Below are 13,888 nucleotides of genomic sequence, written 5' to 3' on the forward strand. Positions count from 1 at the left end.
ATCTTTCCTAGTATTCCCCCGCTTCTATCTTTTCCACACCACGGGGGTCCCTCGGTGGCGTTAACGCATGCTGTCCACATTCGGAAAACTCTTGTTCCCGGGCTGACGTTCGCCCTGCTCGCGGGCCTGCTCCCGCTTGCCGCGCCGCACCCTGCCGCCGCCGCAGCGGCCGAGCCGGCGAGCCCCGGCACCGCCCCCGACCAAGCCACCGCCCTGCGGCTTGCCCGGGAGTCCGGCGACCGCGTCGAGGTGCTCCCCGAGCGCACCGAGTACAGCCAGGTCTTCGCCGAGCCGTCCGGCCGGCTCACCTACGAGTCGGGTGTGGTGCCCGAGCGCGTCCAGCACGCGGACGGCTCCTGGTCCGATGTCGACACCACGCTGGTACGGTCCGGCGACGGCCTGCGTCCCCGCGTCTCCACCGCCGACCTGCGCTTCTCGGCCGGTGGCTCCGGGCCGTTGGTGACGATGACCGAGGCCGGGCAGCGGCTCAGCCTCTCCTGGCCCGGCGGCGAGCTGCCCGAGCCGCAGGTCAGCGGGGACACCGCGACCTATCCCGAGGTGCTTCCCGGCGTGGACCTCGCGGTGCGCGCGACGGAGGACGGCTTCTCGCACGTGCTGAAGGTGAAGACCGCGGAGGCCGCGAAGAACCCCGAGCTGCGGGAGATCACCTTCGCCGTCGGCGGTGACGCGACGCTGCGCCGTACGACCGGCGGCGCGCTGCAGGCGGTCGCCGGCGACACGCTGATCGCCTCCGCGCCCGCGCCGGCGATGTGGGATTCGCCGAAGCCGGCCACGGCGGCCGCGAAGCAGAAGGCCGCCCGCGCGGCCGTCGAGTCCTCGTCGGCGGCCGCACCGGCCGACCTCGCCACGGTGGCGCCGGTCGCCACCGGCATCGAGGGCGGCGACCTGGTGCTGCGGCCGGACGCGAAGCTGCTGGCCGCGAACGCCGCCTACCCGGTCTTCATCGACCCGGCCTGGAGCAAGGGCAAGACCCGCTGGGCCTACTCGACGAACAACAACACGAACAACACCGACGTCTCCCGGGCCCGGGTCGGCATGGACCCCGACGGGCGGATCTACCGCTCCTACTTCGAGTTCCCGACCGCCGAGCTCAAGGGCAGGCACGTCGAGTCGGCCTACGTGCAGATGAAGGTCGACCACTCGTACTCGTGCGACAACACCTGGACGCACATGTTCAGCGCGAGTCCGATCTCGAAAACGCCGCGCAACCCGTGGAAGTCGTCGAGCCCGTTCCTCAAGCACCTGTCGTCGGCGGAGTCGCACGCGAACGAGGGCGCCGGTTGCTCCGACTCGCCGCAGCCCGACATGACCGTCAACTTCACCGGCTCGGCCGTCACCAGCCTGCTGGGCAGCGTGGCCGACAAGGGCGCCTCGACGGTCACGATCGCCTTCAGCGCGGGCAACGAGGACCAGGGCTACGAGAGCGACAAGACCCGGTGGAAGAAGTTCTTCCCGAACGACGCCAAGCTGATCGCCGACGTCGACGCGATCCCCGGGAAGCCGTACTCGGTGCAGGTGGCCGGCATCGCCTGCCGCAGCACGACGATCAGCATCGGCATCACCAACCCCTGGTTCTCGGCGGTCATGCCGGACGCCGACGGCAGCCAGGCGCTGAAGAGCACCTGGGAGTGGTTCCGGGTGCAGGACAGCGGCTGGACCAAGCTGCCCTCGCCGGTCACCAGCGGCACCCCGGCCAACACCCGCGACGCCAGCGAACGGGTCACCGAAGGGGTCAACGGCGGCCTGTACGCGCTGCGCGTGCGCGGCACCGACCCGGCGCCCTACGCGATCAGCGGCGACTGGTCCGACTACTGCTACTTCCGGATCGACACCGCCGACCCGCCGGTGACCGCCGTGATGCTGTCGGCGCCCTCCGGCCCGGGCAAGCCGGGCACCTTCCGCATCCAGTCGACCGCGACCGATGTCACGAAGTTCCGCTACGGCTGGAACGAGGCCGTGCTCAACGAGGTGACCGCGGGGACGATCTCCGGCGTGACCGGCAAGGCCGCCGTGGTCACCCTGACCGCTCCCCGGTACGGCGAGAACGTCCTGCACCTGCAGGCGATCGACAGCACCCTCAACGAGGGCGACGGCTCCCTGACCTTCTCCGTGGCCCGGCCGTCGCCGGCCATCGCCCGCTGGGGCCTGGAGACGTACCCGGGCATCGAGGCGGGCTCGGAGCTCAAGGACGCCCAGCCGGCACTCCCCGCCGCACCCGCCTCCTTCCAGCGGGCCGACGCCTCGCTGGAGACCCCGGTGAACGTGACGTGGACCGACAAGCAGCGGCTCGTCGGCGGCAGCCAGGCGACGTTCAACAACAACGGGGTGCTGACCACCCCGACCGCCGTGGTCGACACGACCAAGAGCTTCGCGGTGGCCGCCTGGGTGCGCCTGGACGACGTCACCGGGTACCGCACGATCGCGTCGCAGGACGGCGACCACGTGGCCAACTTCCAGCTGCAGTACCGCAGTGACGACCGCAACGGTGACGGCGTCGCCGACAAGTCGTTCTGCTTCGGGATGCGCGCCGCGGACACGGACAGCAACACCGCCGGGCCCTCCGCCTGCGCCGTCAACACCGCGGAGAAGGGGCGCTGGACGCACGTCGCCGGGGTCTTCGACGCCGCGGAGAAGAAGGTGCGCGTCTGGGTGGACGGCACCCTGCGCAGCGAGGCCACGGCGTCCACGCCGTGGAGCTCCACCGGCAAGTTCCGGATCGGCAACCGCCGGATCACCAGCACCGCCTGGACCGACGGCCTGATCGGCGCGGTGGCGGACGTCCAGGTCTTCGACCGGACCATCGTCGAGCAGGACTTCGTCGGCATGCGCGCCTCCGACCCGGGCTCGGGCGGCGTCAACGAACCCGGCATCCTCGAACCGATCGAGATCGGCCGGTACGACTTCTCGGCCGCCGTGCCGTGCTACGACCCGACCATCGCGGACACCTGCTCGGCGCCGGACGGTGCCGCGTGGAGCCGCGAGCTGCGGCTGACCCAGGGCGCTGACATCGCCTCCGGTGCGCGGGGCAACTACCTCGACCTGGACGACCGGCAGCTGCTCTACGACGACCCGAGCGACGTCTTCTACGGCAAGGTCACCCGCGAGTACGGCTCCACCCGGAAGAACACGGCGGCCGCCGGCCAGCCCGCGACCTGGCAGGACGCGCCGGTGCTGAGGTCCGACCAGTCGTTCTCCGTGTCGATGTGGGTCCACGTCGACTCGCTGGCGACCACCATGACCGCCCTCGCGCCCACCGGCGTCGAGCAGGCGCCCTTCTACCTGCAGACGCGCGATTCCACCATCGACGGCGTCACCGCGAAGCGGTTCGAGGTGATGACGGTGTCCGCGGACTCGGACCTGGGCGAGACCTACGGCCACGTGATCGCCCCCACCGCCCTCGATGTCGACGACGAGGGCTCCTTCACCCACCTGGTCATGGTCTACGACGCCGGGCGCAAGCAGATCCGCCTGTACGTCAACGGCAAGTGGGCGGTCAACGGCTCGTGGACCACCGCCTGGCAGGCGAACGGCCCGCTGGTCGTCGGCAGCGGCATCTGGAGCGCGGACAACACCAGCCCCGCCATGGTCAGCCCGTGGCGCGGCGGCATCGACGACATCCGCCTCTACCAGGGTGCCCTGACCAGCGCCCGGATCGAGAACCTCTACGACGAGCAGGCCGCATGAGCCGGCCAGGGACAGGGATGAACCGCATACGCACACTGATCGCCGCCGCGGCGACCGGAATCCTGGTCGGCGGCACGCTGGCCGTGCCACCGGCCCTCGCCGAGCCGCCGAAACCGAGCGGACCGCTGAAGGCCCAGCAGGTGCCGCTCGGCGACGACGGTCACGAGGTACGCGCCGTCGCCCGCAAGGCGGCGGACGTACCGGATCTGACGTTGCCCGCGCCGCAGTGGCCGGCGGCAGGCAGCTCGCTCCCCGTGGCGAAGCCCAAGGGTGCCCGCAGCGCCGCAGCCGACGCCGCACCGGCAGCCGTGGTCCTGGACCGGGCGAAGCTGCCGGAGCGCTATCGCGCCGGCGTCGTGGCCCGGGTCTCCGGACCGGCCGCGCTGACCGTCGACTACTCGAAGTTCCAGTACGCCTACGGCGGTGGCTGGTCGTCCCGGCTGCGCCTGTGGTCGCTGCCGGAGTGCGCCCTGACCACGCCGGACAAGGCCGGCTGTTCGGCCACACCGCTGCCGTCGACCAACGACGAGGCGCAGAAGGCCGTCACCGCGACGACGACCGCCGCCTCGGTGGTGGCCCTCGCGGCAGCACCGGCCGGTGACTCCGGTGACTTCGGCGCTACGCCGCTGGCCTCGTCGTCGACCTGGTCCTCGGGCGGCTCGACGGGTGACTTCTCCTGGTCGTACCCGGTCAAGATGCCGACCGCGCTGGGCGGCCCGGAGCCGCAGATCAGCCTCGACTACTCCTCGTCGAGCGTGGACGGGCGCTCCTCGGCCACGAACAACCAGCCGTCGTGGATCGGCGAGGGCTTCGAGTATTCGCCCGGCTTCATCGAGCGCCGGTACGTGCCCTGCGACGAGGACGAGTCCGGCTCTCCGAACAACCCGGAGTACACCGGCGACCTGTGCTGGCGCTCGCAGAACGCCACACTGTCGCTCGGGGGCAGCAGTTCCGAGCTGGTCTACGAGGAGGGCAAGGGCTGGCACGCCCGCTCCGAGGACGGCTCGAAGATCGAGCGGCTCACCGGCGCGACCAACGGTGACAACGACGGCGAGTACTGGAAGGTCACCACGACCGACGGCACCCAGTACTTCTTCGGCCTCAACAAGCTGACCGGCCAGAGCAGTGACACGAACTCGGCCTGGACGGTGCCGGTCTACGGCAACCACGCGGGCGAGCCCGGTCACGCCGACAAGTTCGCGGACTCCGACCTCGCCCAGGCGTGGCGCTGGAACGTCGACTACGCGATCGACACCCACGGCAACACGATCTCCTTCTGGTACGACAAGGAGACCAACCAGTACGGCGCCGAGGCCGATCAGTCGAAGAACACCTCCTACGTACGTGGCGGCTCGCTCGCCCGCATCGACTACGGCACCTGGGACCGCGGCGCCTCGGACCGCTCGGTCACCGCGCAGGCGCAGGTCGTCTTCGACCGCGCCGACCGGTGCCTGAGCGACTGCACCACGCACGACGGCTCGCACTGGCCGGACACCCCCTGGGACCAGGAGTGCAAGTCGACGGCGACCGAGTGCGACAGCATGGTGCCCACCTTCTGGAGCACCAAGCGCCTGGCGAAGATCACCACGCGGGTCTGGGACACCACCAAGTCCCCGGCCGCCTGGCAGAACGTCGACTCGTACACCTTCACCCACTCCTTCCCCTCGCCCGGCGACGGGCAGAAGGGCGGCCTGTGGCTCAAGGAGATCGTGCACTCCGGCCTGGCCGGCGGCACGGTCACGCTGCCGCCGGTGACCTTCGAGCCGGTCGCGCTGCCCAACCGGGTGCTCACCAAGACCAACACCACCAACAACTGGCAGCGGCTGAGCAGCATCATCACCGAGACCGGGTCGCAGATCCAGGTGACCTACTCGCTGCCGGACTGCACGAGCGGTGATCTGCCCTCGTCGCCGCAGAACAACACGCGGCTCTGCTACCCGGTGGTGGACGCCGACCCGTACGACCCGGACGGCGCGGACATCACCGAGTGGTGGCACAAGTACGTCGTCACGAAGGTGATCCAGACGGACACCCAGCTCGCCGACGGCCATCAGGCGCCGAACGTGGTCACCGAGTACACGTACCAGGGCACGCCCGCCTGGCACTACAGCGACGACGACGGGCTGACCAAGCCGAAGCGCAAGACCTGGGACCAGTTCCGCGGGTACGCCACCGTGCTCACCAAGGTCGGCAACGAGGCGAAGACGCTGACCAAGACGACGTACCTGCGTGGCATGCACGGCGACAAGGCGGCTCCCAGCGGCGGTACCCGCACGGTGACCGTGGACGCGTCGCTGGGCTCCGAGACCGTCTACGACGAGGACCAGTTCGCCGGCATGGCCCGGGAGACCGTGGTCTACAACGGCTCCGAGGACAAGCCGGTCAGCAAGACGGTCACGGTCCCGTGGCGCTCCGATCCGACCGCCTCGCGCACCATCAACGGCGACACGGTCACGGCCCGCTACGTGGCGACCAAGGCGACGTACAAGGCGACGGCCCTCGGCGTCGACGGTGCTCGCGGCTGGCGCACGACGAGCACTGCCACGACGTACGACGATTACGGCCTGCCGGTGACGGTGCAGGACAACGGCGACACCGCCAAGTCCGGCGACGAGAAGTGCACCACGACGTCGTACAACCGCAACACCGCCAAGAACCTGCTCACCACGGTGAAGCAGGTGACGGTCAAGGCGCTGCCGTGCGCCACCGCCCCGGCCTCGGCCGACCAGATGCTGTCGGACAGCGTCAGCTACTACGACGGCGCGACCAGCTCCTCGACGGCGCCCGTCCACGGCGACCTGACCCGCGCCGACTCGCTGAAGAACTGGACCGCCTCGGGCGGCACCGAATGGCAGACCACGGCGAAGACGACCTTCGACGCGTACGGCCGGCAGGTCACGACCACCGACAAGCGCGGCAACACCGTCACCACCGTGCTGACTCCTGCCGCCGGCCTGCCGACCAGCCGGGCCGACACCAACCAGCTGGGCTGGACCACCACCACGAACCTGAACCTCGCGCTGCAGCTGCCCGAGAAGGTCACCGACCCGAACGGCAGGGTGTCCGAGGCTGCGTACGACGCGCTCGGCCGCACCATCGCCACCTGGGACATCGGGTGGACGAGGACCGGGCACGAATCCCAGCCGTCGTCCCGGTTCACCTACTACTACGACACGGCGCGGACCTCTTATCCGTACGTGAAGACCGAGGCGCTGAACTCGGGTGGCACGACCGACATCAAGTACGACATCTACGACGCCCTGCTCCGGCCGAGGCAGACGCAGACCGAGGCGGTCGGCGGCGGCCGGGTCGTGACGGACACGATCCACGACTCGCACGGGCGCGTGGAGATGACGTACGGAGCCCACGCCGAGAAGGGCGACCCGGCCGGCACGCTCTACTGGACACCGGAGTGGTCGGTGCCCAGCCAGAACCTCAACTACTACGACCAGGCCGACCGGGTGACCGCCACGGCGTACCGGGCCGGCGACGGCGTGACCAACATCGTCGAGCGGTGGCGCACCAGCACCACCTACGAGGGCGACCGTACGACGGTCGTCCCGCCGAAGGGGGGCACCTCCACCACGACGGTCGTCGACGCCCAGGGCCGGACCACCGAGGCCTGGCAGTACACCACGCCGGGGGCCTCCTCCGGGGCGCACCTGACCACCACGTACGCCTACGACGCCCGCGACAAGCTCAGCTCGGTCAAGGACTCGTCCGGCGACCAGTGGACGTTCAAGTACGACGTCCTGGGCCGCCAGATCGAGAGCAGGGACCCCGACAAGGGCACCACGACCTCGACCTACACGGCCTACGACGACGTCGAGTCGACGACGGACGCGCGCGGCAAGAAACTCTGGTTCACGTACGACGGGCTGGGTCGCATGACCGCGACCTACGACACCTCGGCGTCGGACGCCAACCGGCGCGTCACCTGGACGTACGACAAGCTCTACACCGGGGTGCCGCTCAAGGGCCAGATGACCGAGTCGGTCCGCTACGACAACGGCAACCAGTTCAAGTGGCAGGCGCGCGGCTTCACCCAGCGCTACGACGTCTCGGGCGAGCAGTACGTCGTCCCCGCCTCGGAGACGGGCCTGGCCGGCTCGTACGTCTACGGCTACACCTACTCGGAGTACACCGGCGCCCCGGTCGCCATGACCTACCCGGCGGCGGGTGGCCTGGTCACCGAGACGGTCACGACCAAGTACGACGGCACCTCGGGCCTGCCGACGGGGCTCGACACCAACCTGTCGACGGTGGGGTCGTACGTGGCCCTGCAGGACTACAGCGCCTTCGGCGAGCCGACCGTCACCACGCTGAAGACGGCGGGTGGCGTCTACACCCAGCAGTCCGTCGCGTACGAGCACGACACGCGCCGGGTCAACCAGGTGAAGGTGAAGCCGGAGAGCTCGACCGGCACGGTGTCGGACCGCGTCTACAACTGGGAGAACAACGGCAACCTCAACTCCATCAGCGACACCCCGGAGGTCGGCACCGCCGACAACCAGTGCTTCGGGTACGACGCCCTGCTGCGCCTCACCTCGGCGTGGACGCCCAAGGCGGGCGTGAACTGTGCGACTGCGCCCAGTGTCGCCAACCTGGGCGGCGCGGCTCCGTACTGGACGGACTGGACGATCGACACGCTCGGCAACCGCACCAAGCAGGTCGAGCACTTCAGCACGGGGGACAAGACCACCAGCTACACGGTCCCCACCCCGGGCGCCGGAGTTGTCCGCCCGCACGCGGTCACGGCGACGTCGACGATCGCGCCGGGCCAGACCACGCCGACCACGGCCGCGTACACCTATGACGCGTCCGGCAACACCCTCACCCGCCCCGGGCAGACCCTGACCTGGGACAGCGAGGGCAAGCAGGCGACGATCGCCGAGAACGGCACGGTCACCACGTCGAACGTCTACGACCCCGAGGGCGGCCGGCTGGTCCACCGCGACAAGACCGGCACGACGCTCTACCTGCCGGGCCAGGAGGTCAAGGTCCCGGCCGGCGGTTCGGCAACGGCCACCCGCAACTACTCCTTCGGGAACTCGCAGGTCGCCACGCGTACGCCGGCGGCACAGTCGTTGAGCTGGCTGTTCAGTGATCACCAGGGCACCCAGGCGATCACCGTCAACGCCTCCACCCAGAAGGTCACCATCCGCCGGCAGCGGCCGTACGGCGAGAGCCGCGGCGACGCCGTGCAGTGGCCGACGGCGAAGGGCTTCGTCGGCGGCGACGTCGACGCCAGCGGCCTGACCAACGTCGGCGCCCGGGTCTACGACCCGCTGCTGGGCCGGTTCCTCTCGGTGGACCCGGTGCAGGACCTGATGGATCCGCAGCAGTGGAACGGCTACTCCTACTCCAACAACAGCCCGATCACCTTCTCCGACCCGACCGGCGAGACAATGGGCTCCGCCGGCTGCAGCGGCGGCGAGGTCGGCGGGCCCGGTGCCTGCAGCGGCCACGAAGACCCGGGCGTCGCCGGCCCGCCCCCGGGCAACGAGGGCGGCTACAAGTCCAAGACGGTCACCTACAGCAACGGCACCGAGTACGAAAGCAACTACGGCGGCTCCGGCGGCGACCGCATCAACAAGGTCGTCATCAAAATCCAGTCGCCCGCCGTCGTGAACGCGGCCGAGATGGCCGCGGCCCTCGACGCCTACAAGGGCGACCACCCGGTGGCCGCCGACGCCCCCGTCGCACTGGACTACCAGGACGACGCCACGAACACGCTGAACGGCATCTACCTGGCCTGGGCGAACAGCTACCTCCAGCTACGCGGTGAGGAGGAACAGACCCTCTCCTGGTGGAAGATGGTCATGACCTTCCACCAGTGGACGGGCCTCCTGTCCCTGGGCGGCGACGGCACCATGCACACCCTCGGCCCGATGTCGGTCGGCAGGGCCCGCAAGAACATCGCGGGAGCGGTCGGCGGCTGCGGCCGGAACAGCTTCAGCCCCGAAACCCTGGTGCTGATGGCCGACGGCACCACCAAGAAGATCGGCGACATCGAGGTCGGCGACGAAGTCCTCGCCACCGACCCCGAAACCGGCAAGACCGAAGCCCGCGAAGTAACGGTCAAGCACGTCAACGACGATCTCGCCCTCACCGACCTGACAGTCCGGACGTCCGACGGCAAGCGGATAGTCGTCCGCACGACCCCGGAGCACCTCTTCTGGGACGAAGCCGTGGACGCGTGGGTGAACGCGGGCCAGCTGACATCCGAGAGCAGATTGCTCTCCACGGACGGCTCCCTCTTCCCGGTGGCCGGCATCCGTTCGTACGTAGGCACCCGCTGGATGTACAACCTCACCGTTGCCGACATCCACACCTACTACGTGCTTGCAGGCAACACCCCTGTCCTGGTGCACAACGACGGCGGTGGCCTTCAGGACAACATCCGGCTCTATGGTGACTACACGGCCCGGATGGACCAGTTCAACGTCCGTGGACAGGCGTCGTTCGAGATCCACGTCTACCATCGGGGAACCGAGGTGGGCCTGTACGGAAGCAACGGGTTCTTCAACAAGCACAGAAAGCTCGCAGCCGATGTCGATGTGCCGAGTCAGGTGCACAACAGGCTGAAGGGAATCGCGGTGGATCAGATGCGGAAGATCGGACAACTGCCGCCCAAGGCAAGTGTCAAGGGCGACTCCTGGAAGCGGCCGATGATCGGATCGACCGGCGGCGGATGCTGATGCAGTTCGTCCGCATCGAATCGGATCAGGGCACGTGGCAGGCAACAACGCTCGACCCAGAGCCCTACCTCAAAGCACTCGGGGATTTGTTGCCACGGCTGCCGGCCGGGGCCCGAGCCTTCGCCGCAGACGTCGATCATTACGACTTCACCGCTTCTCGATGCGTCAAGGACCTGACCCTGGGCGCCATGACTCTACGAGAGGCCGGGGAAGGTCGGATGGCTGCTGTGATTGAATTCGGGCCGAATCGTTTCAAGCACAGTGAGCCGCTGACGATCCTCTATGACGACGTGCGGGAATTTGCCGTGGAGGTGGAGGAGTGGCATTCCACCGCGCGAGTCTGGCCCGAAAGTCGACGGCTGGGAAGTGTTCAGCTCGATGAGATCGTCCCGAACGGCCAGGGCTGTCGTCATGAGATAAGAATGACCGGCGGCGTCATCGTCATCGACTGCGCTGACTTGCGCGCGACTTGGGGTGATTCCCTAGCCGATGAGACGACTCGCGATCACGAAAGCGGCTGAGACGCTATCGGTGGTTGTCGGTGAGCCTGCGGGCGACCATGTAGCACCTTTGATAATGCGTCCCATGTGAGGTCCGGAGGCCTTGCGCTCGGACATTGTGGCCGGGGCTCGATTGCTCTCACCAGGTGAGCAATCGAGCCCCGGCCGTTTCGCTGCGCGTATTCGCCGGGACCTTCGACAAGATCGGCCACTGACTTGGTCGCGCTTTCTGCCGGGCAAGAATGTAAAAGACACTCGTGTCGTCTTCACTCGCGGTGGTGGATCGTGTGAGCCATCGCCGGATGGAGAGGCCGGGTTCAATGACCGTCGCCTGGCTCGCCGCGCCGGTCCCGTCACTCAGCTGACCGCCGCTCGCTCGGCCCTCTAGAGTGTCGTCGAACGGGCGTGCCACTCGTACGGTCTCCAGACGACGAGCCCGTATGTCGCAATACTCCACGCATGTCTGATCGTCCAGAAGGTGACCGTGCGCAGCACTCGTCCCCCGCGGTGAAGGTTGCCATGGTCACTGTGGCCGGTGCCATAACACCGGCTTTTCCGCAATAGCAGCAAAAGACGACGGCAAGCTGGAGGTCGCGTCGGCGACAACTACGTCACCGTCTACGACCGGCGCGTTCGCGCCGCCGACCACCACTCCTGTTGCTCCAGCCTACGCCGGGCCACCGATCCATCTCACCGCCGACCGACTGCAAGTCTTGGTCAATGCGACACGGTACCGGCCACCCCGGGTCGGTTACTCATACTGGTTCGTGATGCGAGTCCACAACGTCAACGGTCAGAGTGAGTATTACCGCGAAGGAATCTGACCCTGGACGACGCAACAGTCACATTCACCGTCCACATCCCGCCGGACGATCGTCAGCCCGCGCTCCGCCCAGATGTACGAGATCCAGAATGCGGATGCCGGACGGATGGCCGAAGGTACGGAAAGTCCTGACAGCATCTCCCCCAGGCATCTAGTGAATCCGCCGTGCGGAGGCTCCTGCACCGTGTCCACCATCGCTCAACTGCCGTTCGAGCAGTGACCGAGTCCATCCGAGCTCGCTGCGGAGCCCTCGGTCGGGCTCGGCCTTCAACCGGGTCTAGGAAACGGCTGTTTGGGCGCGTGGTGTTGCCATCCCGTCCCAAGGTTCACGCCGGCGATGATGCGGGAAGAACTTGCCGGGAGGTCGAAGAGGTGGGGCGGGCGGGACTCGAACCCGCGACCGAGGGATTATGAGTCCCCTGCTCTAACCCACTGAGCTACCGCCCCGTACACCGGCGGCGATACTATCCCGTGTCGTCGAGGGTAGGCCAGCGATCTACTCATCGTCGTCCGCGGGTGGGTCTTGCGGGACCGGGTTGCCGGTGTCGTCGACCAGGCCGGGGGCCATGCTGCCGCCGTGGGCTTCCTGGGCGGGGTGGTCTTCGTCGGGGTTGCCGGGCGTGGGTTCGGGGTCCGGGGTGGCTTGGGTCATGAGGTCACTTTTACCCGTGATCGAGGCGGCCAAGCGCGCACATGAGGCGTCCTCGGGATAGAGGGGCCGCGAGAGCTTCCTTCGGCGAGCGGGAAACCGCGTGCGCCGGGCCGGGGCCACGGCCTGCAGAAGGCTTGCGGTGGCGCGCTGAGCGGCGGTCAGGCGGGGCGCTTGCTGCCGACCAGGGCTCCGAGGGAGGACAGGGCCTCGCCGGCCGTGCGCCAGCCGCTGGCCAGGGCGCCCTGGATGGAGGGGCTGTCGCGGTGGTCGCCGGCGACGAAGAGGCCGTTGCCCAGGGCGACCGGCTTGCGGAGGCGGAACTGGGGGACCGGGGCGGCGGGGAGGGCGTTCGGGATCGGGACGATGTCGAGGAGCTGCCAGTCGTCGGTGGGGACGCCGTAGAGGCGGGCGAGCTCGACTCGCATCACCGTTTCCGAGGCTCCGGAGGGGGCGGCGACGCCGACCGTCGAGGCTGAGATCAGGCTCTTGCCCGCCGGGGCGTACTCGGGGGCTGCGTTGGAGAGGACGACCGTGTTGGCGACGATCTCGCGGCGGTCGCCGTCGAGGACGAGGGTCGGCTCGGCGAGGGGGGCTTGGTCCGCGCCGAAGTAGTACGTGGTGAGGCCGCGCATGTCGGGCTTCGGGAGCGCGGGCAGCAGGCGGGAGGCGGTGACCGGGTCCGTGGCGACGATGACGGCACGGCAGCGGATCTCGCCGCCCTCGGTGACGACCATGCCCGGGCCGAGCGAGAGGACCGGGGCGTTCACCAGGACCTGCGGGAACGGCAGGGGGCCGGCGATTGCGGCGGGGAGGGTCCCCATGCCGTTGGCGGGCACGCCGATCCGGCCGCGGGCGAAGGAGCGCAGCACCATCGCCAGGACGTGGCTCGACGTGTCGAGGGAGCGGTCGGCGAAGACGCCCGAGAGGAAGGGGCGCAGGACTTCCTCGATCATGCGGTGGGACAGGCCGGCCTTGCGCAGGGCCTGCTGGGTGGTCATCTCCGGGGCGTCGAGGAGGCGCGCCGGCGGGTAGGTGGCGCACCGCGTCGCCAGGGCGGCGAACCTCAGCCGGTCGGCGAGGGAGCCGACGTTGCTGGTGAGGGTCTGCGGGGCGGTGCGGGGCTGGCGCAGCGGGTGCTCCAGCCGGTGCAGCTTGCCGCCCCGGCGGACCAGGACGCCCGAGGTGAACCAGCGCATGTCCAGCGCGTCGATGTCGACGAGCGCGGGCACGCGGGGGTATGCCGTGTTGAGCACCTGGAAGCCGCGGTCCAGGTGCCAGCCGTCCACGACGTCGGTGGCGACCCGGCCGCCGAGCCGGTCGGAGGCCTCGACGAGCAGCCACTCGACGCCGGCACGGTCCAGCCTGCGGGCAGCGGCGAGCCCGGCGAGACCGCCGCCGACGATGACGACGTCCACCTCAACCGGTTGCTCCACGCGCACCTCACCAAGGGACAAACAACCCAGCGCTCAGCCTAACCGCGGAGGCCCCGGCCAGCAGCGAAAAGCCG

Annotated in this window: 5 protein-coding genes and 1 tRNA gene; 3 read left to right on the forward strand and 3 right to left on the reverse strand. The window is 69.0% G+C overall.

From position 1 onward, the window contains the following. Positions 1–54 precede the first annotated feature (54 nt). Genes RBH18_RS21085 through RBH18_RS21095 form a run of 3 tightly spaced genes read left to right on the forward strand, consistent with a single transcriptional unit; the run spans position 55 to position 10,927 of the window. Positions 55–3,705, forward strand: coding sequence for a LamG domain-containing protein (locus RBH18_RS21085; protein WP_306210375.1), 3,651 nt, complete (start codon positions 55–57; stop codon positions 3,703–3,705). Positions 3,706–3,722: 17 nt separating this feature from the next. Continuing rightward, positions 3,723–10,406, forward strand: coding sequence for a polymorphic toxin-type HINT domain-containing protein (locus RBH18_RS21090; RefSeq protein WP_306210377.1), 6,684 nt, complete (start codon positions 3,723–3,725; stop codon positions 10,404–10,406). Next, complete coding sequence (locus RBH18_RS21095) at positions 10,400–10,927, forward strand: hypothetical protein (RefSeq protein WP_306210379.1); 528 nt, start codon at positions 10,400–10,402, stop codon at positions 10,925–10,927. Before RBH18_RS21090 ends, RBH18_RS21095 begins: the two co-directional genes overlap by 7 nt. Before the next feature lie 1,175 nt (positions 10,928–12,102). On the opposite strand, the gene RBH18_RS21100 is transcribed toward RBH18_RS21095, so the two are convergent. The 3 genes from RBH18_RS21100 to RBH18_RS21110 all read right to left on the reverse strand — a co-directional run bounded on the left by RBH18_RS21100 (position 12,103) and on the right by RBH18_RS21110 (position 13,814). Further along, positions 12,103–12,176, reverse strand: a tRNA-Ile gene (locus RBH18_RS21100). Between the two features lie 49 nt (positions 12,177–12,225). After that, a complete protein-coding gene (locus RBH18_RS21105) occupies positions 12,226–12,381 on the reverse strand; it encodes a hypothetical protein (protein WP_306210382.1) in 156 nt (51 codons plus the stop codon). 158 nt (positions 12,382–12,539) lie between these two features. Then, a complete protein-coding gene (locus RBH18_RS21110) occupies positions 12,540–13,814 on the reverse strand; it encodes an NAD(P)/FAD-dependent oxidoreductase (RefSeq protein WP_306210384.1) in 1,275 nt (424 codons plus the stop codon). Between the last annotated feature and the right edge of the window lie 74 nt (positions 13,815–13,888).

The organism is Actinoplanes oryzae (assembly GCF_030757795.1).
Lineage (GTDB): Bacteria > Actinomycetota > Actinomycetes > Mycobacteriales > Micromonosporaceae > Actinoplanes.

Excerpts from the sequence above, each read along its gene's own strand:
- RBH18_RS21090 (WP_306210377.1), top strand. The coding sequence starts at position 3,723 with ATGAACCGCATACGCACACTGATCGCCGCCGCGGCGACCGGAATCCTG.
- RBH18_RS21095 (WP_306210379.1), top strand. The coding sequence starts at position 10,400 with ATGCTGATGCAGTTCGTCCGCATCGAATCGGATCAGGGCACGTGGCAG.
- RBH18_RS21105 (WP_306210382.1), bottom strand. The coding sequence starts at position 12,381 with ATGACCCAAGCCACCCCGGACCCCGAACCCACGCCCGGCAACCCCGAC.